This window comes from Serratia sp. BNK-12 (genome assembly GCF_047456085.1).
In the GTDB taxonomy this organism is placed as follows: Bacteria; Pseudomonadota; Gammaproteobacteria; order Enterobacterales; family Enterobacteriaceae; genus Serratia; species Serratia liquefaciens.
Map to the genome: position 1 here is coordinate 1,541,026 of NZ_CP179896.1, position 22,191 is coordinate 1,563,216.

At 56.3% G+C, this 22,191-nt stretch carries 19 protein-coding genes; 7 read left to right on the forward strand and 12 right to left on the reverse strand.

What is annotated here, in order from left to right; all coding sequences use genetic code 11:
• Positions 1-164: 164 nt before the first annotated feature.
• The 3 genes from mepS to ACMGG1_RS06955 all read right to left on the reverse strand — a co-directional run bounded on the left by mepS (position 165) and on the right by ACMGG1_RS06955 (position 2,887).
• On the reverse strand, positions 165-740 hold the full coding sequence (gene mepS, locus ACMGG1_RS06945) for a bifunctional murein DD-endopeptidase/murein LD-carboxypeptidase (protein ID WP_041414762.1): 576 nt from the start codon (positions 738-740) through the stop codon (positions 165-167).
• Between the two features lie 415 nt (positions 741-1,155).
• Positions 1,156-1,860, reverse strand: a complete 705-nt coding sequence (locus ACMGG1_RS06950) for a phosphatase PAP2 family protein (protein ID WP_174574464.1) — start codon at positions 1,858-1,860, stop codon at positions 1,156-1,158.
• 52 nt (positions 1,861-1,912) lie between these two features.
• Positions 1,913-2,887 (reverse strand): CobW family GTP-binding protein, encoded by a 975-nt coding sequence (locus ACMGG1_RS06955; RefSeq protein WP_414161247.1) that lies wholly within the window; start codon positions 2,885-2,887, stop codon positions 1,913-1,915.
• A gap of 317 nt (positions 2,888-3,204) precedes the next feature.
• Here ACMGG1_RS06955 and ACMGG1_RS06960 point away from each other — a divergent pair, with 317 nt between their 5' ends.
• Positions 3,205-3,513, forward strand: coding sequence for a type 1 fimbrial protein (locus ACMGG1_RS06960; RefSeq protein WP_041414761.1), 309 nt, complete (start codon positions 3,205-3,207; stop codon positions 3,511-3,513).
• Positions 3,514-3,579: 66 nt separating this feature from the next.
• Here ACMGG1_RS06960 and ACMGG1_RS06965 read toward each other — a convergent pair whose 3' ends face one another.
• Positions 3,580-5,061 (reverse strand): mannitol dehydrogenase family protein, encoded by a 1,482-nt coding sequence (locus tag ACMGG1_RS06965; protein WP_414161248.1) that lies wholly within the window; start codon positions 5,059-5,061, stop codon positions 3,580-3,582.
• Positions 5,062-5,396: 335 nt separating this feature from the next.
• On the opposite strand from ACMGG1_RS06965, the gene uxuA reads away from it, so the two are divergent.
• Complete coding sequence (uxuA, locus tag ACMGG1_RS06970; RefSeq protein ID WP_217331650.1) at positions 5,397-6,587, forward strand: mannonate dehydratase; 1,191 nt, start codon at positions 5,397-5,399, stop codon at positions 6,585-6,587.
• A gap of 38 nt (positions 6,588-6,625) precedes the next feature.
• Here the strand turns inward: uxuA and yeiP are convergent, their stop codons facing one another.
• Together yeiP and mtr are read right to left on the reverse strand one after the other, a co-directional pair.
• On the reverse strand, positions 6,626-7,198 hold the full coding sequence (yeiP, locus tag ACMGG1_RS06975; protein ID WP_020827769.1) for an elongation factor P-like protein YeiP: 573 nt from the start codon (positions 7,196-7,198) through the stop codon (positions 6,626-6,628).
• Positions 7,199-7,479: 281 nt separating this feature from the next.
• Entirely contained in the window at positions 7,480-8,724 is a 1,245-nt protein-coding gene (gene mtr / locus ACMGG1_RS06980; protein ID WP_020827768.1) for a tryptophan permease, read from the reverse strand.
• A 284-nt stretch (positions 8,725-9,008) separates the two neighbouring features.
• On the opposite strand from mtr, the gene ACMGG1_RS06985 reads away from it, so the two are divergent.
• Positions 9,009-9,263, forward strand: a complete 255-nt coding sequence (locus tag ACMGG1_RS06985; RefSeq protein ID WP_044552526.1) for a YkgJ family cysteine cluster protein — start codon at positions 9,009-9,011, stop codon at positions 9,261-9,263.
• Here ACMGG1_RS06985 and ACMGG1_RS06990 read toward each other — a convergent pair.
• The 4 genes from ACMGG1_RS06990 to ACMGG1_RS07005 all read right to left on the reverse strand — a co-directional run bounded on the left by ACMGG1_RS06990 (position 9,260) and on the right by ACMGG1_RS07005 (position 14,938).
• A complete protein-coding gene (locus ACMGG1_RS06990; RefSeq protein WP_046375007.1) occupies positions 9,260-10,438 on the reverse strand; it encodes a sugar efflux transporter in 1,179 nt (392 codons plus the stop codon). The two genes, ACMGG1_RS06985 and ACMGG1_RS06990, sit on opposite strands and share 4 nt — an antisense overlap.
• A 164-nt stretch (positions 10,439-10,602) precedes the next feature.
• Complete coding sequence (gene torA, locus ACMGG1_RS06995; RefSeq protein ID WP_020827765.1) at positions 10,603-13,083, reverse strand: trimethylamine-N-oxide reductase TorA; 2,481 nt, start codon at positions 13,081-13,083, stop codon at positions 10,603-10,605.
• A gap of 12 nt (positions 13,084-13,095) precedes the next feature.
• A complete protein-coding gene (locus tag ACMGG1_RS07000; RefSeq protein WP_020827764.1) occupies positions 13,096-14,256 on the reverse strand; it encodes a NapC/NirT family cytochrome c in 1,161 nt (386 codons plus the stop codon).
• 259 nt (positions 14,257-14,515) lie between these two features.
• Complete coding sequence (locus ACMGG1_RS07005) at positions 14,516-14,938, reverse strand: nucleotide triphosphate diphosphatase NUDT15 (RefSeq protein ID WP_414161249.1); 423 nt, start codon at positions 14,936-14,938, stop codon at positions 14,516-14,518.
• Between the two features lie 247 nt (positions 14,939-15,185).
• Here ACMGG1_RS07005 and fruB point away from each other — a divergent pair, with 247 nt between their 5' ends.
• From fruB to fruA, 3 genes are read left to right on the forward strand one after another with little or no spacing between them, the layout of a single operon-like run.
• Positions 15,186-16,319, forward strand: coding sequence for a fused PTS fructose transporter subunit IIA/HPr protein (fruB, locus tag ACMGG1_RS07010; protein WP_142814833.1), 1,134 nt, complete (start codon positions 15,186-15,188; stop codon positions 16,317-16,319).
• Complete coding sequence (gene fruK / locus ACMGG1_RS07015; RefSeq protein WP_012145945.1) at positions 16,316-17,257, forward strand: 1-phosphofructokinase; 942 nt, start codon at positions 16,316-16,318, stop codon at positions 17,255-17,257. Before fruB ends, fruK begins: the two co-directional genes overlap by 4 nt.
• 11 nt (positions 17,258-17,268) lie before the next feature.
• On the forward strand, positions 17,269-18,960 hold the full coding sequence (gene fruA / locus ACMGG1_RS07020; RefSeq protein ID WP_414161250.1) for a PTS fructose transporter subunit IIBC: 1,692 nt from the start codon (positions 17,269-17,271) through the stop codon (positions 18,958-18,960).
• 56 nt (positions 18,961-19,016) lie between these two features.
• Here the strand turns inward: fruA and nfo are convergent, their stop codons facing one another.
• Positions 19,017-19,856 carry a deoxyribonuclease IV gene (nfo, locus tag ACMGG1_RS07025; protein WP_020827759.1) on the reverse strand — a complete coding sequence of 280 codons (840 nt, stop codon included), beginning with the start codon at positions 19,854-19,856 and terminating at the stop codon, positions 19,017-19,019.
• Between the two features lie 103 nt (positions 19,857-19,959).
• Entirely contained in the window at positions 19,960-21,048 is a 1,089-nt protein-coding gene (locus ACMGG1_RS07030) for a YeiH family protein (protein WP_217331648.1), read from the reverse strand.
• Between the two features lie 261 nt (positions 21,049-21,309).
• Between ACMGG1_RS07030 and yieE the strand changes: the two genes are divergently transcribed.
• Entirely contained in the window at positions 21,310-22,182 is an 873-nt protein-coding gene (gene yieE / locus ACMGG1_RS07035; RefSeq protein WP_041415520.1) for a DNA-binding transcriptional regulator YeiE, read from the forward strand.
• Positions 22,183-22,191 lie beyond the last annotated feature (9 nt).

Consider the following 22,191-nt stretch of genomic DNA (forward strand, 5'->3'; position numbering starts at 1 on the left):
TAGTTTCCTACAAATAATATCGCGAAATACTGGGGTAGGGGCAAAGCGCTGCGAACGGATTATAAGATCTCAATCCGGAGCAGACAGCAGTGCAAAAAAAAACGCTGCCCGAAGGCAGCGTTCTATCGCTCGTTTGGTATTCAGGACAATCAGGTCATGCGCCGTCAGCTGCTGGTAAGCACCCGGCGGGCTTCGCGATAACGTTTATTCCAGTAGTTATCGCTCAGTTTCGAAATCATCACGCCGTTGCTGGTAGAGGCATGAACGAATTGATCGTTACCTAAATAGATGCCGACGTGGCGCCCGGTTGAACCGGCGCGGAACAGCACCAGATCGCCAGGACGCAGTTTGGTGCGCAAGATTTTCTTGCCCATGTCTTCCTGTTCGTAGGTCGAACGCGGTAAGTCCATGCCAAACTGTTCGCGGAAAGTACGCTGTACAAACGCCGAGCAATCGATGCCGCGCTTGGTTTCACCGCCTAAACGGTAGCGAACGCCTTTCCAGTCTGCATACTGATCCATAATCTTTGACTTGACGTCAACGTTACGGACCATTGCTTCGAATTCATCCTGAGAGGCTTGCAGTAAAAGACCGTCTTTGTCATTAACTGCACGCATCTCAGTTTGTGCGTTATTCAAGTTCGAAGTGTGAGTCGTGCTGCACGCGGAGAGCATTACCGCTGCGGCAATTGCAGGTACTACCCGCAAAAAATATCTCAGAAACGGTTGAGATTTGACCATTGTTATTGTTTTCCCTTGAAGTCCTTAACGACGTCAGTCGCTACCTGAAAAATGCCAAACGGAACGAGACTAATCTGCAGCTGTTTTAACGACAATCAGTTACCTCTGAAAACGTGCTGGAACGCACATTTTTAGTGGATTTGAAGCTGAGTCAGGTTAAACCAGGCACAAACGCATCCGAGATTACCGTAACGAATTGGGGATTGCGAGCCTTTTTCCACCCTTTTTTATATGAATTTGTGATGTAACATAATGTAAATCTTCATATAAAAAACGCTGATTGTCCGTTGTGATGGTTTTGCGTGAAATCAGGTGGCGAAAGCGTTAACGCGCTGATGGGGAAATAAACGAAATGCGGTGGGGAAATAATCAGGAGGCCGGCGGGCCTCCTGGGGATCATAACCAATAGTTATGACTATGCTGGACGGTGTTTACCGGGTAGCAGGCGATTCAGACCCCGGATCAGCACATCGCTAAACGGCGTCATCAGACACCAGCTGGCGCCAACCAGCACCACCGACAGCGAGCCGACGGCAATATCGGTAAACCAGTGGGCACCAATCATCACGCGCGGCAATGAAAATACCACCGTAATCAGCAGCGCGACGGCGAACGCGCGACGGTTGAAGTAACGCAACATAAAGCAGGAAAATATCATCAGCATCATGCCGTGATCGCCGGGGAAGCTGTCGCCTGAAGCGTCTTTAGTCGGAATACCGGTCAGTTCGCTGACGCGGTTGATGTTCTCAAAACTCAGCGACGGGCTAGGGTGTTTGACCGGCAGCAAATGCCCAAGCTGGTTCAGCACCACGGCGGTCAGCAGCATGACAACGCCGGTAATCAACAAGCGGCGACGCCCGGCGCCATCCTGCTGCAGGTAAAAGCACAGGTACAGAAGCCCCATGGCCAGCAGCGAAATGACGTCAAAGGCGCGGTTATTGGTGATAGCCACCAGATGTAAAAAACCGGGATCGGTAGCCAGATGACGATTAAAGAAGAAGAAAATTTCCGAATCCAGAGTAAACCAATAACCGTGATTCGCCGGCAGGTACCAGGACAAGAACAGCACAATGCCCAATATATTGAAGAAAATGATGAGGGGTAAGTTGCGGCGAGTCATGGCATAACCTGTAGTCTGTCTAAAGAGTAAAAGGGCATTAACGGTAAAGATCTCAACTTAAACGAATACTAAACAGCTTGGATTGCAACGCGTTCCAGTCCGCATTCTCGCTGTGAATCAGTTCAATTCGGCTGTCCAGCGGTGTAACAGGGCGCGTTTCGATATTGAGATCTTGCCCCTGACGGTTGATTAAAAGTGTACCTTCAGCAATACGTACCACACCTTTGGCGCGTTCGACCGGTGCCAGACGTATCCACTCCATAATGCCAACGGTGTCGAACACCGTATCGGCGTCAAAAATCCAACCACAGCTGTTAAAACCCTGGCCCTGGTTGAGCGCTCGACGCCAGCGGGAAGTTTCCGGCAGTCGCAATGCGGCCAGGCCCTGCGTTTTGGCATGACTATGATGATGTTGTGCATCGGGTAATTCTGTACGATTAGTGCGAGGTTGGTCGAGCCACGCGACATCGGCCTGACCGCGTTCAATATGATAAAGCGGACGCTGGTGGCCATCCTGTTCCATCCATTGCTGCAGGGCCATCAGATCTTGCGGCTGATAGGTGTCGCTTTTGCTGGCCAGAATAATGTCGGCGGCCGCCAGTTGATCGCGGAAGTTTTCGTTGTCGCGGTAGCGCGGTTCGCTGAGTTGGCGTGCATCCAACAGGCACAGCGTGGCCTGCAGATCGATCCAACCGGCGTAACTGTCTTGCGTCAGCAATGACAGGATCTGTTTCGGATGACCGAGCCCGGTGGGTTCGATCAGCAAGCGATCAGGCTTGTTTTGTTGCAGCAACATGTTCAGCCCGACCTGCATCGGCAGCCCGTTCACGCAACACATGCAGCCGCCAGGGATCTCCTTCAACACTGCGCCGCTGTCAGCCAGCAGCGCGCCGTCGATGCCAATTTCACCGAACTCATTCACCAGCACCGCCCAGCTTTCATGTTCCGGCTTGTTAGCCAGCAAATGGCGGATGGTGGTGGTTTTGCCGCTGCCGAGAAAACCGGTGATCAGGTTAGTTTTAGTCATTAATTATTCCTGATGTTAATGAATTTAAGGGCAATAGTTTGGCCATTCTACTTCACCAGGCAGGATGGCGCTGCTCTCCCTGCGTTAAGTCACAAATCCGACAGATTGAGATACGTCATTTTAAAGCAACAAAATGGCGGTCATTATTAGGAAAAATCCCAGTAAAAACCGGATATTACCTAAGGGAAATAGTTGTTAGTAGCTTGTTTTAACTTTGTTAATTGCCCGATTACCCGCCAAATAAATGCCCTTACCTTGCGATTATTCCTAAGAAGATCCTCTATGTTTAAATTGGCTTAACAAAAAATGAGGTTGCCATGAATGTCTTTCGGTTATTTTTGATCGCAGGAATGTTGTTTTCATGGACGGCAGTAAGTCATGCAGGAACCACTGGCGGAGTTATTCGTTTTGTCGGATCTATTGTGGAAAGCCCCTGTACGGTGAAAGTTACCGCTTCAACGGCCAATACGCAATGTTACCGAAATGGGCAGCACTATCAAGACCAACAGGCCCTGTCGAAATTTGATGCTACACGCAAAGAACTGCCGCTGAATTTAGGTTCGACCGAAATGAAGTGGGTGGATCAACAGAAAAAACTTGCAGTGATGACGGTAGTTTATCGTTAAGTCGTTCGGCGATGCCGGATGATATCCGGCATCGTCATTTTCCCCGTTTTACTTCTTGTTCAATGGCTAAGCCAACTGAGTCGACACCCAGTTTTGCACCGTTTGACGCGCACCGCGATCGCGTAATGACAAGTAGGCGCGGGTGACCGCCGTGACAAATTCCTCGTTGGCCGCCAACGGCTCACCAAAAATAGCCGTTAGACCCAACAGGCCTTTTACCCGTTGTTCATCATCCGGCGTTGAAGCCACTGTCTGTTGCAGCGTAGCCAATAACGGATCGCGGATGTCTATTGGCTGCCCGGCCTCATCCACGCCGCCGACATAGCGCATCCAGCCTGCTACCCCGAGAGCCAGACCGGCATAGCTGCCGCCATGCTGCAGATGCCAACGCACCGAGTCCAGCATACGCTGCGGTAATTTTTGCGTGCCGTCCATGGCGATTTGCCAGGTACGGTGTTGCAACGCCGGGTTGCTGTAACGCTCAATCAGTTGTGCTGCATAGGCGGGCAAATCGATGCCGCTAACGTTCAGCGTCGGCGCCTGTTCGGCCAGCATCAGGTGGAGTGCGGCGCGGCGATAAGACTCATCGCCCATACAGTCGTTGATGTACTGATAGCCCCCAAGATACCCGAGATAGGCCAGGAAAGAGTGGCTGCCGTTCAGCATGCGCAGTTTCATCTGCTCAAAAGGCAGCACGTCATTGACCAACTGTGCACCGGCCCGTTCCCAGGCCGGGCGGCCGGCGACAAAGTTATCCTCAACGACCCACTGGATAAAGGGTTCGCAGGCGATGGCGCATTCATCACGAACGCCGCCGAGCGCCTCGGCCACTTCATCCAGCGTCTCTGGCGTAGCGGCTGGGACGATACGGTCTACCATGGTGCTGGGGAAGCTCACCTCGCGGGCAATCCAGTCGGCCAGCGCGCCGTCGCGCGCTTCGGCCAAACCGACGATCGCGTTACGCAGCACGTGGCCGTTTTCCGGGATGTTATCGCAAGAGAGCAGGGTAAAGGCGGGCAGCCCACGTTCCAGACGCAGGCGCAGCGCTTCCACCAGGATCCCCGGCACGGTGGAAGGCTCGCCGGGATTCGCCAGATCGGCGCGGATCGCCTGATGTTGAAGATCCAGTTTTCCACTGCCGGGTTCAATGCAATAGCCTTTTTCGGTAATGGTCATCGAGACAATCGCCACCTGTGGCTCCGCCAGCTTTTCCAATACGGCGCCAATCCCTTCCAGCTTGCGGTGTACGCTCTCATGCACCGCACCGATCACGATAGCCTGATTACTCGCCGCGCCTTTTTCCAGCACGCTGTAAAGATGGTCCTGCTGGCGCAGCGTCCGGAACAAATTATCACCGCCGAACAGGCTGATTTCGCAGATCCCCCAGTCGCCGCCCTGACGATTCAACACTCGATCGGTCAGTAGCGCCTGGTGGGCGCGGTGAAAGGCGCCAAATCCAATGTGCACCATGCGGCTCTGTAATGCGCTGCGATCGTAACCTGGCTGCTGGACGGCATCCGGAAGCGGCGTGTTGGCGATAGTCTTCATGCAAAGCTCCAAGGCTGAGTAAAGGTGTTGGCGGTTAACTTTAAAAGTTATCGGACCAGTTTTTTGTGCAGAATACGGCACTCCTTCTGCCGGGGCTGCACGAATTTTCTGCCGCCAGTGTAAGGATGTAAGCGCACTAATTACATGCGCGCGTGCAAAATAAGCCAGATCCGTGAAGTGGATCAACCAATCGCGGTTTCACTTTTGACAGCAATTGGCGAAAGAGTAAGGTGAAAGATAACCGATATCTATTTTATTTTGGTATAACAAGATGGCCGGAGCAGGGCGATCTTTATCACTTCCGCGATACTGGGCAATTTTTACAAGGATAAATAATGGAACAAACATGGCGTTGGTATGGGCCGAACGATCCGGTCTCTCTTGATGATGTGCGCCAGGCCGGCGCCACTGGCGTCGTCACCGCCTTGCACCATATCCCGAATGGCGAGGTGTGGCCGGTCGAAGAGATCAAGGCCCGTCAGGCCCTATTGGCGGAGAAAGGCTTGGTGTGGTCGGTGGTGGAAAGTATCCCGGTGCATGAGGAGATCAAAACCCACAGCGGCCATTACCGGCAGCATATCGCTAACTATCAGCAATCGCTGCGTAACCTCGCGGCCTGCGGCATCGACACCGTGTGCTACAACTTTATGCCGATCCTGGACTGGACGCGCACCGATCTGGAGTATTTACTGCCGGACGGGTCGAAAGCGTTGCGTTTCGATCAGACCGCCTTCGCGGCTTTTGATCTGCATATCCTGCAACGCGCTGGCGCAGAGCAGGATTATACGCTGCAAGAACAGGAGCAGGCTGCAACCTATTTTTCCGCGATGAACGAGGCGGAGGTTGCCAAGCTGACCGGCAATATTATCGCCGGATTACCGGGGGCCGAAGAGGGCTATACCCTCGATCAATTCCGCGCCCGCCTGGCGGAGTACGATGGGATCGACAAGGCGCAGCTGCGAGAGAATATGGCGGTGTTCCTGCGCGCCATTGTGCCGGTGGCGGAGGAGGTTGGCGTGCGTTTGGCGGTGCATCCGGACGATCCGCCGCGGCCGATTTTGGGGTTGCCGCGCATCGTCTCTACCATTGAAGATATGCAGTGGTTCAAGCAAACGGTCGACAGCCGGTATAACGGCTTCACCATGTGTACCGGCTCTTACGGCGTACGGGCGGATAACGATCTGGTGCGGATGATCGAAACCTTCGGCGATCGCATCCACTTCACCCATTTACGTGCTACCTGTCGCGAAGAAAACCCGAAAAGTTTCCACGAGGGTGCGCATCTGCAAGGCGACGTGGACATGGTGGCGGTGATCGAGGCGATCCTCACTGAGGAGCAACGGCGCCATCAGGCAGGCGATCGCCGGCCGATCCCGATGCGTCCCGACCATGGACACCAGATGCTGGACGATCTGAAGAAAAAAACCAACCCGGGCTACTCGGCGATTGGTCGTTTGAAGGGGTTGGCGGAACTGCGCGGGGTGGAGCTGGCGCTTAAACGCCGCTTCTTCCCGGATTTGCCCTAAGCCATTCAAAAGGGGCCATACAGGCCCCAGAATATCGACTAGTCAGCGCGACTCATGTAGCGGCGCTCGGCAATATGAATGCGGATTTTGTCACCGGCACTGAGGTATTCCGGTACCTGAATGGTCAGGCCGGTCGCCATGGTGGCCGGCTTGTTGCGGGCACTGGCAGAGGCACCTTTGATGCCCGGGGCGGTGTCGACAATTTCCATATCCACGGTCTGCGGCAGTTCCAGCGCCAACACCTGGCCATCCAGGGTCAGTACCTGCATGCCCGGCAGACCGCCTTCAGGAATAAACAGCAGTTCATCTTCGATCTGGTCTTTCTTAAAGATATACGGGGTGTAATCCTCGTCATCCATAAATACGTATTCTTCGCCGTCGATATAAGAGAAGTTCACCTTGCGGCGTGACAGGCTAATGGTGTCCAGAATATCGTCGCCCTTGAAGCGCTCTTCAACCTTCAGCCCGGTGCGGACGTCGGAGAAGCGCATTTTGTACAAGGTGCTGGCGCCGCGCGCGCTTGGGCTTTGCACATCAATGTCTTTCACCAGCAGCAGTTTGCCGTTGTAGTTGATCGCCATGCCGCGCTTAATTTCGTTAGCTTTTGCCATATAAAATAACCTGCAATGAAGAGTATTTGGGAAGTTGCGACAAGTTACTCGCGCCGCTGATTTCAGGCAAGCAGATCGAGCAAAAACAGTGACAGAAAAAGGGGATGGCGGGCGCCATCCCCTCAAATTGCTGACAACGTCCTTTGCAGTTAAAAGTTCTGTTCTGGGGCAAATAAAAACAAAGGATGGTGTCTTCTGATTTACCTCAAACACCCGAAAACCACGTTTTTCGGGTGTTTGTCATCAGACTAAGGGGACGGCGGACGCCATCCCCTACGGTATTACTGGAACACCGGTAACAGACCCAGCAATGCCAACACGTGCGCGACGGCGTTGATCACCCCGAACAGAATGATGAACAGGATCATGCCGTAGCCACCGGGAGCGCGATATTGCGCTTCGGTAAAGCGGCGGCGGCTGGCACGCGCCATCATGGCCGGTACTATTACCGCCCAAACGGTGGCGGCCAGGCCGGCGAAGCCGATGGCGTAAAGGAAGCCGTTCGGGAACAGCAGGGCGGCAATGGTCGGCGGCGCGAAGGTCACCAGCGCGGTTTTGCTGCGTCCGACGGTGTCATCGCTGAATTTGAAGAAGTCTGCCAGGTAATCGAACAACCCCAGCGACACCCCGAGGAATGAGCTCGCCAGCGCCATATAAGAGAAGGCGTTCAGTAGCTGGCCGACGGTCTGGCTGCTGGAAACGTTGCCCATCTGCTTGAGCAGGCTGCCAATGTTGCCGCCTTCGGCAATCACCTGTTTGAAGGCATCGCGGGCGATGTTGCCCTGAATCACATACTGCCACAGGATATAGATCGCCAGCGCCAGCAGGGTGCCGTACACCAGGCTGCGCACGACTGCGCCGCTGTCTTTGTGGTAGTACTTCACCAGTCCCGGCACGTTGCCGTGGTAACCGAAGGAGGTCAGCAGATAAGGCAGCGCCGCCAGGGCGTAAGGCAGGTAACTGGCCTGGTCGTCACCGCGGTTGAACAGTACTGCCGGCTGCACATGCGTGAACATGTCGCCCACCGACATCACAAAGGTGATCACCATACCGCCGATCAGGATCGTGCTCAGGCGATCAACGGCGCGGGTGGAGAGCCACACGATAAACGCCACCACCACGGCAAACACCAAGCCGGCGGTGGACTGCCCGACGCCGACGATACCTTCCAGTGTGTGGGCGATAATCGAGCCACCGGCGGAGATATAGGCATAGGTGAGGATGTACAGGACAAAGGCGATGGAAATACCGTTAATGGCGTTCCAGCCTTTACCCAGCAGATCTTTGACGATAGTGTGGAAGCTGGCGCCGCTTGGGTAGTGCAGGGCGGCCTCCAGGATCATCAGGCCAGAAATCAGCATGCAGGCCCAGGTATAAACCAGCAGCGCGACGGAGCCGCTGAACCACACGCCAGAAGTGACGATGGGAATGGAGAACATGCCGGCGCCGACGGCGGTGCCTGCAATGATCATCGCGCCGCCAAGCACTGAAGGGCGGGAAAGCTTCTGGATGGTGTCCGCGGACATTTTTGCTCCTGATTGGCCTCGTCGGCCGTGGATTCTTTTGTACTAGCTCAATGGTACATGTGCGGTTGGCGCATGTAAAGCCGCTAATGCGCTTGTTTCATGCATTAATTGGCGGCGGAAGGGGAGTTTATGGCAATTTGCGGGCGGGTGAGAAAACGGGGCGATTCACGATTTAAAACGCGAGATGTAAAGATTCGCGCGCCAATACGGATTATGCTGGCGGCCGATGAGCGCGACTGATATTGTCGCGCTTCAATTCCGCCAGCCCACCGGGAGACTCGCTGATGGACTGTCGTACCGACTGCGGCGCCTGTTGTATTGCGCCTTCAATATCCAGCCCGATCCCCGGCATGCCTAACGGCAAGCCCGCCAACACCCGCTGCATTCATCTGAGCGAGCAGCTGCGTTGTGGCCTGTTTCATTCACCGCTGCGGCCCAAGGTCTGCGGCAGCCTGCAGGCCAGCCGCGAAATGTGCCATGACCACCGCGACCAGGCATTGGTCTATCTGATCAAGCTGGAAGCGGATACTGCACCTTAAGCGTCTTTCAGTTTCCACAGGCACAGCACCGCGCCGACCACCATCGCCAACGCGGAATAAAACACCGCGTGATAGTTCCAGACCTCCGCCACCACGCCGGCGATTGAACCGGCAAAAATCCAGCCCACGCGCGTAGTGTTGGTAAACAAAGTGGTTGCCGCCCCGGCCTGACCGGGCATCAAATCTTGAAAATAGAGCATACCAATGCCTGCCAGCACGCCAATAAACGCCGCGTTGAGCAATTGCAGGGCAATCAGTTGCCAGGTACCGGTGATAAACAGTAACCCGAAGTAAAACAGCAGGCCCGCCGCCACCGCGCAACGCATCAGGAAACGTTTACCGAAGCGTTTCGCCACCATGCCGGCCAGCAACATGGTCGGTATCTCCAGCCCGGCCGCCGTCCCCATCAATATTCCGGCCAACCTTTCCGGCAGTTGCAGCTCATGCACCATATACAGCGGCATATTGATTAAATACATGCTGTTGGCGGTCCACATAAAGGTGCAGGTTAAAAACAGCAGCAGCGTATCGCGGCGATTTTTCCGCGGAGCTTCCAGCGTGGTGCTGGAAGCCACCGGCGTTTTACGCATCGACGGCAGCATTTTCCACACCAGCACGCCACACAGGATAAACGCTGCGGCGGCGGCCAGATACATCACCTTAAAACCGAATCCCAATGCCAGCGCAAAGGCGATAGGCGGCCCAATAACCCAGGCGAGAGAAACCTGAGCCCGCAGAATAGAGCTGAACATTACCGCTTCGCGGCCGGTGCGGTCGGCGTGTTCGCGCGCCAGAGCGAACATCTGCGGGTTGGCGGTCGAGCCGAAGCTGGTCAGCATTACGCCGACTGCCAGCAACAGATAATAATTACGGTTCCAGGCGAACAGTACGCAGCCCAGTGCCCCTAACATGCAGCAGAGGAAGATCAGCGTTTTGCGATCCCCTTTTTGATCCGAACGTCGAGCCAGAAACTGGCTGACCAGGATGCCGATCACCGCGCTGCCGGTGAAAAATAACCCAACCATGGAAGGGCGCACCTTCACCTCGGTTGCCAGGAACAGGCTCAGCGTCGGGGTTTGTAACGCACCGGCAATCCCGGTGAGGAACGCCACCACTAAAAAGGCCAGCGAAGTCAGATCGGGCGAGCGTCGCGTTACCGCAGTTGAAGTAGGCATAGAGGTCAGCAAATAGCCGTAAATGAGGGAGTCGCGCGCATAATACGCCTGTTTAAAAAGAACAAAAACCGGTTTCATTCTGCTTAATGGTAAAAAGTTCTTTCCTGCATAAGGCTAAAAAAAGGGCGATGTCACCATCGCCCTGGGTATGACAAACTTCGACGTTAGGCGCCAGCCGGCACGTCGTGCGCGGTGTTTTTCAGCACCTCGCCCTGATACTTCTCGATCTGCAACTGTGCCATTTGCCCGCAGTTACCCTGAGCCAGGCTGGAGGAGCCGACGTCGAAGGTCAGGCAGTTGACGTTGCCGTTCTTGCACAGCGAACCCGGCTGTGACGGATCGGCCGGATCGAACCAGGCACCTTCGCTGATGCGCACCACGCCAGGGCGCACGTCTTCGCTCACCACCGCACCCACCAGGATCTGGCCGCGATCGTTAAAGGCCCGCACCAGATCGCCATTGGCAATGCCGCGTGACTGGGCGTCCTGCGGGTGGATCACAATCGCTTCCCGATCGGCTACCGCGTATTTCTTGCGCAGTGGCGTGTTGTCGAGCTGCGAATGCAGGCGGTTGATCGGGTGCGCGGTGTTCAGCGACAGCGGGTATTTCACCGCTTCCGGGCCGCGATACCATTCATGCGGCGGCATCCATGTCGGAATACCTGGGCAATCCTGATACTTCATTTTGGCAATGGCGTCGGAGTAGATCTCGATTTTACCGGATGGCGTCCCCAGTGGATTGAGCAGCGGGTTTTCACGATAGTCGGCGAAACGCACCCATTGGGTATTGGCCTCCGGCACCGGGAAGCGCACGTAATTGTTGGACTCCCAGAACATGTCGAACGGTGGCAGGGCGACCCGGGCAGCACGTGCCTGAGTTTTCATGTCATCGTACATGCCTTTCAGCCATTGGGTTTCATCTTTGCCTTCGGTAAAGGCGTCCTGCACCCCCAGCTTGGCCGCCATGGCCGCGAAAATATCGAAATCGCTGCGTGATTCATGCTGCGGCGCGACGCACTGATGCATTGGGAACACATACAGCTGTGAGTAATCGCCGCCCATTTCGAGATCGTTGCGTTCGTAGCTGGTGGTGGCCGGCAGAACGATATCGGCATGCTTTGCGGTGGCGGTCCAATAAGGCTCGTTCACCACGATGGTGTCCGGCCGCTGCCAGGCCTTGACCAGATTGTTGGTGTCCTGATGCTGGTGGAAGGTGTTGCCGCCCGCCACATAGACCATTTTCACCTCGGGGTAGGTGACCTGTGCGCCGTTGAAATTAATTGTCTTGCCCGGGTTGGTCAGGCATTCGGCGATGCGCGCCACCGGGATCGGTGCCGGTGAGTTCTTCGGTGCGTTACCGGCAGAGATACCGGAAATGATGCCGCCTTTCGCCGTCGGGCTGCCGCCGGAGGAGTAGTGATAGCTGAAGCCGAAGCCGCCGCCCGGCAGGCCAATCTGGCCGAGCATCGCCGCCACGGTAACCAACAGCCAATGCTGCTGTTCGCCATGATGCTGGCGTTGGATCCCCCAGCCGCCCATGATCATGGTGCGATTTTTCGCCATGTCGCGTGCTAACTGACGCAGCACGTCAGCATCGACGCCGCACACATCGGCCGCCCATTCGGCAGTTTTCGGCGTACCGTCGGTTTCACCCAACAGATAGGCCTGGAACTTGTCGAAACCGGCGGTGTAGGTTTTCAGGAAGTCCGGGTTATGCAGCTTCTCGGTCAGCAGCGTGTGGGCGATGCCGATCAGCATGGCGCCGTCGGTATAAGGACGCGGAGCGATCCACTGCGCATCGACGAATTTGGCGCTGTCGTTGTGTACCGGATCAATGCTGATCACTCGGGTGCCTTTCTTCTTCAGCGCCTCAAAGCCCGTCTGGCCGTAGTGGTCCGGGACGTTCCAGCTGTTTTTCAGCGTGATCATCGGGTTACAGCCCCACAGCACCACCAGTTGGCTGTTTTCAATCACGTTCGGCCAGGCGGTCTGCTGTTCGTAAACCTCCATGGAGCCCACCACGTGCGACATGATCACCTGCGCGGCACCGGTGGAGTAGTCGCCCGCGTAACCAAGGAAGCCGCCGGTCAGGTTCATCAGGCGTTGCAGCAGCGTGCGGCTGTTATGCAGCATCCCGACGCTTTTCCAGCCATAAGAACCGGCATAAATGGACTGCGGGCCATGGTCTTTCTGCAAGCGGGTGATCTCACCACAGACCAAATCAATCGCCTTGTCCCAACTGACGCGTACCCACTCGTCACGACCACGCAGTTCGGTACGGCTGCCAGGGCCGCCTTCCAGCCAACTTTTGCGCACCATCGGGTATTTGATACGGTTTTCGGCGTGCACCTGATAGGGCGCCATGGTGATCAGTTCGTTCGGATAAGGATCGTCTTTGACCGGCTGCACGCCGACCATTTTACCGTCCTGGACGATGGCTTCGAAGGCGCCCCAGTGCGCGCCGGTCAAAATGCCTTTTTGTGCCTGACGCAACACGACGAATTGCGGCAGCGCCTGGCTGATGGCCTGGGCCAACGCTGACTTGGGCCACAGGCCCGCCAGTAGCGGTGCTGCGGCCAGCGCGGTCGCGCCAGTCAGGAAGCGGCGGCGGCTCATTTTTAACGCTTGTTGTTGATACTTGCTCATTTCGCTTCTCCCTTAAAGCTTGGCTGGTGCGGCTGGCTGCATGTCACTGGCGTGTTTCTGCACGTACTGTGTCAGAACGCGCAGCTGTTCCTGCGTCAGCGAAGTGCGTGGAGCCATACCTTTAATTACGCCGATCCACTGGTTGGCGTTGAAGCGATCGAGGGCTGTGAGGCCGTGACAACCGGTGCAGTTGGCCGACATCATATCTGCCGTGTAGCGCCAGATTTTTTGCTGATCGTCGATCAGTTGTTTGCGCGGCAGCCAAACTTGCAGAGAAACCTGATGCCATACCAGACCGGTTTCGGCATCGGTCATGGTGGTGCCGGTTTTCAGCAGTTTGCGAGCGTCTTCACCCAGCAGCACGCTGAGGATGCGTTTGCCCTGCGCGGCGTAGAACACTTCAGCGACACCGTCTTGCTGCCAGCCGGTGACGTTGGCCAGCACTTTGTCGCCTTCCTGTTTCACCACCTGCACTTCGGTGGATGGCATCAGGTTGCCGGCATTGTGGCTGTCGTCCGGTTTGAGGAAGAAGGGTTCTGTGGCAATGGTGTACAACGTGGTGGCGGTTGGCGAGGTTTCAGCGGCGGCTTTCGCCAACTCGGCGGCACCGGCCTGGGCTGCACCGCTCATGTCCGGCAGGATATGCGCGACGCCTTTATGGCAGTCGATACAGGTTTCACCCTGTTTGATGGCCACCGGATGTTGGATACGCGCTTCAGGCCGTTGAGCGGTGATGTCCATTGCGTCAAAGCTGTGGCAAGAGCGGCAGGTGGCGGAGTCGTTTTCTTTGAGCGTTTTCCAGACCGACTGCGCCATGGCCAGCTTGTGCGCCTCGTATTTCTCAGGCGTATCGATGGTGCCCACCATCTCGCCATAAATGTCTTTTACCGCGCGGATTTTGGTCCACAGGTAGTCGAGGGGCTCATGGGGAACGTGACAGTCGGCACATTCAGCGCGAATGCCCTTGGTATTTTGGAAGTGAACGCTGCCCTGATATTCGGCCAGCGGTTGTTGCATGGTGTGGCAGGAGACGCAGAAGGCGGTGTCGCTGGTTTTATGGAATACGGTGGCGGTACCCGCCAATAATGCTGCCCCGAGGATAATTCCGAGCAGCAAAATCCACAGCCATCCCCAGCGGTGCTTTTTTATCAAGCCAGTGAGTTTATTGGTCATATTGAATCCGCTTATAATTATGAAATACCAAGGAAAACCTTGCCAAAAAAAAGTGCCGGACGAGCGCCGACATACCTGAGGAAGTATAGGTACTATTGGTAAAGTCATCTAATACTATAGGGGTATTTTTAGAAGAAAAATGGTCGTTCGGGGGATTTTTCAGCGTTATATTCTGGTTTATATAACGCATTTTTCATGTGGATTTATCAGACTATGAGCGAGATCACGGAAAGGAGAGCTAAACCGTGATTGAAAACAGCTATTTTGCCGGTAGGTAAGTTTGGCCCGTCTGCCACAGATGAATGGCATTACGGCTGGCTTCAAAATGCGGTTCAGGTAATGCTTCCGGCAGGCACCAGCGCCATTCGGCACATTTATCCGGTTCTTTCAGCTCGGCTTCCCCGCCAGGATGGGGCGTCAGCAAACAGATGGAAACCGTATGCTTTCCCTCGGCGCGCCAGGTTTGCAGATTATTGCTGATGCCGACAAAGCTCGGTGGTGCGATGATCAGCCCGGTTTCTTCGGCGATCTCACGCTGTGCGCACTGTTCAAAGGTTTCGCCGGCATCCAGATGCCCGCCGGGGATGGACCAGAAGGGGGCGTGCTTGCCGCAGCGTTTGCCCAGCAAAATTTCCCCTTGTTCATTGACAATGATTACGCCTACGCCCGCCACTACAGTCATGTTTCCCTCCGTCAGCAAAATTTCAGCACAGTATGTCATTTTAGCGCTGCAACGGGTAACCCTTCTGGAAAAGTGTGCGTAAGGTCAAAAATCTATCACGTCAAAATTGAGAAAACTTGCTTTCGCTCATGGGGCCTTACACACTCCTTGAAACGTTTCAGCGTTATGGGCGCGATAATGTCGTACCGGTAACGCTCCTTTTTCCCAACGAAGCTGAAACGATTCAATTCAGCAGGAGAGGAGAATCATGTTCCAGTTGTCACAGCAAGATATTCACCTGGGTGCTACCGCGAGTAACAAACAGGAGGCCATCCGTCAGGTGGCTGCCGCACTGACCGAGGCCGGCTGCGTCAGCGCGCCTTACGTGGACGGCATGTTGCAGCGTGAGCTGCAAACTTCCACTTATCTTGGGAACGGTATCGCCATCCCGCATGGCACTACCGATACCCGCGATCTGGTGCTGAACACCGGCGTGCAGGTGTTTCAGTTCCCTCAGGGTATCGAGTGGGGCGAAGGCCAAACTGCTTACGTAGTGATCGGCATTGCCGCACGTTCCGATGAACACCTGGCGCTGTTGCGTCAGTTGACCCACGTTCTGAGCGACGACAGCGTAGCCGAACAGCTGGCGAAAACCACCTCGGCAGAAGAGTTACGCAGCTTGTTGATGGGCGAAAAGCTGACGGCGGAATTCAAGTTCGACGCTTCCTTGATTGCGCTAGACGTGGCCGCCGACAGCCTGATGACGCTGCAGGCGCTGAATGCGGGCCGCCTGCAGAAAATCGGTGCGGTTAACGCTCAATTCGTCAGCGACGTCATCACCCGCAAGCCGCTGAATCTGGGGCAGGGCATTTGGCTGAGCGACAGCACCGAAGGCAACTTGGCTAGCGCGGCTACGGTAAGCCGTCCGGCGCAGCCGTTTGACGAAGAGGGCGAGCAGGTTGCGCTGTTGCTGACGCTGTCGGTGGCTGACCAGCAGCCGCTGGCGGTGCTGAACTACCTCAGCGATCTGCTGTTGGCGAACAAAGCTGAACGCTTGCTGAACGCGGATGCCGTCACCCTGTTGGCATTGCTGACCAGTGAGGTGGAAGAAGAAGACACCACGCTGAGCGCTGAGTACGTGATCCGTAACGAACACGGCCTGCATGCCCGTCCGGGCACGGCGCTGGTCAATGTGATCAAGCAATTCAGCAGTGAAATTACCGTCACTAACCTGGATGGCAGTGGCAAACCGGCCAACGGACGTAGCCTGATGAAGGTGGTGGCGTTGGGCGTGAAGAAAGGACATCACCTGCGTTTTACCGCCAAAGGTGAAGATGCTGAAACGGCGCTGAAGGCGATCGGTGAAGCGATTAACGAAGGACTGGGCGAGGGCGCAGCATGAGCAGAAGAGTAGCAACAATTACCTTGAATCCGGCTTACGATCTGGTGGGCTTTTGCCCGGAGATCGAGCGCGGTGAAGTGAACCTGGTCAAAACCGCCGGCCTTCACGCCGCCGGGAAAGGCATCAACGTCGCCAAGGTGCTGAAGGATCTGGGTATTGATGTGACGGTGGGCGGCTTCCTGGGAAAAGACAACCAGGACGGTTTCCAACTGCTGTTCAGCGATCTGGGCATTGCCAACCGCTTCCAGGTGGTGCCGGGACGGACCCGTATTAACGTCAAACTGACCGAAAAAGACGGTGAAGTCACCGATTTCAATTTCTCCGGTTTTGAAGTCAGCGGGCAGGACTGGGAACGTTTCGTGACCGATTCCCTGAGCTGGCTGGGCCAGTTCGACATGGTCGCGGTCAGCGGCAGCCTGCCGGCGGGGGTCGATCCCGACGCTTTCACCGACTGGATGATCCGTTTGCGCGCCCAGTGCCCGTGCATCATTTTCGACAGCAGCCGTGAAGCCCTGGTTGCCGGCTTGAAAGCGGCGCCGTGGTTGGTGAAACCGAATCGCCGCGAGCTGGAAATTTGGGCCGGGCGTCCGTTGCCGCAGCTGGCTGACGTGGTCGAAGCGGCGCATGCGCTGCGCGATCAGGGCATTGCCCACGTGGTTATCTCCCTCGGTGCCGAAGGCGCGCTGTGGGTCAACGCGTCCGGCGCCTGGATTGCCAAGCCACCGGCCTGCGAAGTGGTCAGCACCGTGGGTGCCGGCGACTCGATGGTCGGCGGCCTGATTTACGGCCTGCTGATGCGTGAATCCAGTGAACACACTTTGCGTTTGGCCACCGCCGTGGCTGCGCTGGCGGTAAGCCAGAGCAACGTTGGCGTGACCGACCGTCCACAGCTGGCCGCGATGATGGCGCGTGTCGATCTGAAACCTTTTAATCAATAGCAGGAGGCAGAATGAAAACACTGCTGATGATAGACAATTCGCTGGGGCAGGCACGTAGTCACCTGGCGAAACGCATGCTTGGCGCTGCTGCGGTGAAAACCGGCCTGACGTTGGTTGAGGCAGCCGCCGACGCTGAACTGGTGGTGGTGGCAGGGCAAACTGTACCTGCTGACGCCGCGCTGAACGGCAAACGGGTTTATGTGGGTGACGTGGCGCATGCGGTGCGTGAGCCGGAAGCCTTCCTGGCGCAGGCGATGGCCGAAGCGAAAGCCTATCAGGCACCGGCCGCGGCAGCCGTCGAACCGGCTAAAGCCGCCGGTCAAAAACGTATCGTGGCGATCACCGCTTGCCCGACCGGCGTGGCCCATACCTTTATGGCGGCCGAAGCCATTGAAAGCGAAGCCAAAAAGCGTGGCTGGTGGGTGAAAGTTGAAACCCGCGGCTCCGTCGGCGCCGGCAATGCCATTACGCCAGAAGAAGTGGCGGCGGCCGACCTGGTGATCGTGGCGGCGGACATTGAAGTGGATCTGGATAAGTTTGCCGGCAAGCCGATGTACCGTACCTCTACCGGCCTGGCGCTGAAAAAAACGGCGCAGGAACTGGACAAGGCGCAGGCCGAAGCCGAGATTTTCCAACCGCAAAAAAGCGGTGCGCCGGCCACTGCCGGTAAGAAGAAAGAGAGCGCCGGCCCGTATCGTCACCTGTTGACCGGCGTGTCTTACATGCTGCCGATGGTGGTGGCGGGTGGTTTGTGTATCGCACTGTCGTTCGTGTTCGGTATCAAGGCATTCGAAGTCAAGGGCACGCTGGCAGCGGCGTTGATGCAGATCGGCGGCGGCTCAGCCTTTGCGCTGATGGTGCCGGTATTGGCCGGTTTTATTGCCTTCTCGATCGCTGACCGTCCGGGCCTGACGCCGGGGTTGATTGGCGGCATGCTGGCCGTCAGCACCGGCGCCGGCTTCCTCGGCGGTATCATTGCCGGTTTCCTGGCGGGCTATGTGGCCAAATTTATCAGCACCAAACTGCGTCTGCCGCAGAGTATGGAAGCGCTGAAGCCGATCCTGATCATTCCCTTGGTCGCCAGCCTGATTGTCGGCTTGATCATGATTTTTATCGTCGGTACGCCGGTAGCGAAAATTATGGAAGGCCTGACTCACTGGCTGCAATCACTCGGTACCGCCAATGCGGTGCTGCTGGGGGCGATCCTCGGTGCCATGATGTGTACCGATATGGGGGGGCCGGTTAACAAGGCGGCCTACGCTTTTGGTGTGGCGCTGCTGAGCTCGTCGGTATATGCCCCTATGGCGGCCATTATGGCGGCCGGTATGGTGCCACCGCTGGCGATGGGTCTGGCAACATTACTGGCGCGTCGCAAGTTCGAGAAGTCCGAGCAGGAAGGCGGTAAAGCGGCGCTGGTGTTGGGCCTGTGCTTTATCTCCGAAGGTGCAATTCCGTTTGCCGCCCGTGATCCGATGCGCGTGTTGCCATGCTGCATCGCGGGTGGCGCATTGACCGGCGCACTGTCGATGGCATTCGGCGCCAAGCTGATGGCACCGCACGGTGGGTTGTTCGTTCTGCTGATCCCTGGCGCTATCACACCGGTGCTGTTGTATCTGGTGGCGATCGTTGCCGGTACGCTGCTGGCGGGGGTGTCTTACGCACTGCTGAAACGCGCTGAAGTCCCTGCGGCTACGGTAGCTTAACGCTGGCGCAGGCAATAAAAAACCGGAGCTCAGGCTCCGGTTTTTTTATCTGGCAATTACTGCTGCGCCTTCAGCCAGGCGATCTCTTCCGCCCAGATATCCGGGTTTACGGTTTCCAGGATCAGCGGGATATTGTTGAAACGATCGTCACGCATGATATAGCTGAATACTGTTTTACCGATATTGCCTTCACCCAGACTGTGGTGACGGTCGACGCGGCTGCCAAACTCGCTCTTGGCGTCATTCAGGTGCATGCCGCGCAGGTACTTGAACCCCACGATGTCGCCGAGCTCTTTAAACGTCTGCTCGCAGGTTTCTTCGGTACGCAAATCGTAACCGGCGGCAAAGGCGTGACAGGTATCGATGCAAACGCCGACGCGGCTCTTGTCTTCCACGCCATCGATAATCGCCGCCAAATGTTCAAATTTGAAGCCCAGATTGCTGCCCTGACCGGCGGTGTTTTCGATAACCGCCGTCACACCCTCGGTCTTGTCCAGCACCATGTTGATGGATTCAGCGATGCGTGCCAGGCATTTGTCTTCCTCTATTTGCAACAGGTGGCTGCCGGGGTGGAAGTTCAGCAGGGTCAGCCCCAGTTGTTCGCAGCGCTGCATTTCATCAAGAAAGGCTTCGCGGGATTTTTCCAACGCCTCGGTCACCGGGTGGCCAAGGTTAATCAGATAGCTGTCGTGCGGCAGGATCTGCCCTGGGCCGTAGCCGTACTGCGCACAGGCGCTTTTAAACTTATCGATCACGTCGGCAGGCAGCGGGGCGGCCTTCCATTGACGCTGATTTTTAGTGAACAGGGCGAATGCGGTCGCCTCCAATTCGTGCGCGCGGATAACCGCCTGATCCACGCCGCCTGACGCGCTGACATGTGCACCGACAAACTTCATTTTCATTCTCCTGTGTAATCGGCGTCATTATGGCATTGATAGCGGAAGGATTGAATGGCAGGAAAAGCGCAGGCCCGCGGTTGCGGGCCTGAAGGGAAGCAAATCAGATAAAATACTGCACCAGAAGGTTAATGGCGCCGCCGCCAACAATCAGCCAAACGAACAGCAGCGTGGCGAGCAGGATTGGCTTAACCCCGGCCTGGCGCACCGCGCTGATGTGGGTGGTCAACCCCAGCGCCGCCATGGCCATCGCCAACATCCAGGTATCGGCGGTAATCAGGTGTTTTACCAGTGCCGCAGGGATCAGGTCGAATGAGTTCAACCCGGCAACGACGATAAACAGCACCGCAAACCACGGAATGGTTATCGCGGATTTTTCCGCCTGGCTACCGGTGCTTCCTGCGCTACGGCTGCGGCTGATGTAGCCTGAGAGCAGCAGCAGGAAAGGGGCCAGCATCATGACGCGAATCATTTTGGCGATGACCGCGGCGTTTTCAGCATCCGGCCCGATAGCGTGCCCGGCAGCGACCACCTGCGCCACTTCATGAATGGTTGAACCGGTAAAGATGCCGAAACTTTCCTGATTAAACGGTAGCCACTGGAAATGCTCGTTCAACTGATACAGCCACGGATAAGCGAAGATCGCCAGCGTACCGAAGACCACCACGGTACTTACCGCCACCGCCACCTTGTTGGAGTCGGCTTTCAACACCGGCTCGGTCGCCATCACGGCCGCCGCGCCGCAAATGCTGCTGCCGGCGCCGATCAGCATCGCGGTCTGGCTGTCGATACCGAACACTTTTTTACCCAGCCAGCAGGCGAGCAGGAAAGTGGTGCTCAGGGTCAATGCATCAATAATGATGCCGGTGGTGCCTACGTCAGCAATTTGCTGAAACGTCAGGCGAAAACCGTAAAGGATAATACCCAGACGCAATAAACGCTGTTTGGCGAGCTGAACACCGCCATGGCAGCTCGGTTGTAGCCAGGGATACAGCGTATTGCCGACTAAAATACCGAGCAAAATCGCCAGCGTCAGCGCGCCCAGTCCCAGCCCGGCTACCCAGGGAATATCACCTACCCAGACCGCCAGCGCAGTGATGGCACCGGTTAGCAGCAGCCCCGGCACCAGCCGAGGTAGACCGAATAGCGGAAATTGCCGCGTTGGAAAATCGTGTGTGGTATTGGTCGCCATAAGTCAGCCCTTGTCATCAAATCCTTGAGCCAAAGACTACGTGCTGGCGACATAAAAGAGAAATTGATTATATATTTATAACCTATCTGAATAAGTGGTTAGTCTGCGGCCTGAAGCATGAGTGACCCCCATGTCGATTTCTGCAAACGTGATAACCTTAGTGTTATTCACCCTGTGCGTTACTGCCGGCCAGTGGCGCAGATTTAGCATTAGTTTCAGTGGCTTTACTGACAGGCCGCTTTTTTGTATATCGAGAAGTTTATGCATATCACCTTACGTCAATTGGAAGTTTTTACCGAAGTGCTGAAAAGCGGTTCGACCACGCAGGCCTCGGTTGTGCTGGCGTTATCGCAATCGGCAGTCAGTGCGGCGCTGGCTGATTTGGAAGGGCAACTGGGCGTGCAGTTGTTCGATCGTGTCGGTAAACGTCTGGTCATCAATGAGCATGGGCGGCTGCTGTACCCGAAGGCGCTGGCGTTGCTGGAGCAGGCCGGAGAGATTGAGCAACTGTTCCGTCATGACGGTGGCGCGCTGCGCATCGCGGCCAGCAGTACCATCGGCAACTATATGTTGCCGGAGATGATAGCCCGTTATCGGCAAGATTTTCCCGCCACGCCGCTGGAGCTCAATGTGGGAAACAGTCAGGACGTGATTGTCGCGGTCGCAGATTTTCGGGTCGATTTAGGCCTGATCGAAGGCCCTTGCCATATGCCGGAGCTGGTCACTCAGCCGTGGCTGGAGGATGAGCTGGTGGTGTTCGCTGCACCGGACAATCCGCTGGCGGGCCAGCCTTTAACCTTGGCGATGTTGGCGAATGCGCCGTGGATCCTGCGCGAACGGGGCTCGGGCACGCGTGAAGTGTTGGATCATCTGTTACTGGCGCATCTGCCGCACTTTCAGCTGGTGATGGAGCTGGGGAACTCGGAAGCGATCAAACATGCGGTGCGCCACGGCATTGGCATCAGTTGCCTGTCGCGGCGGGTGATAGGCGAACAGTTGGCCAGCGGTGCGCTGGTGGAACTGCAGCTGCCGTTGCCGCCCTTGATGCGAACGCTTTATCTGATCCATCACCGGCAAAAGCACATCTCCAATGCCCTGCAGCGTTTTCTCAGCTACTGCACGCTTGCGTCCTGAAAATGCCTC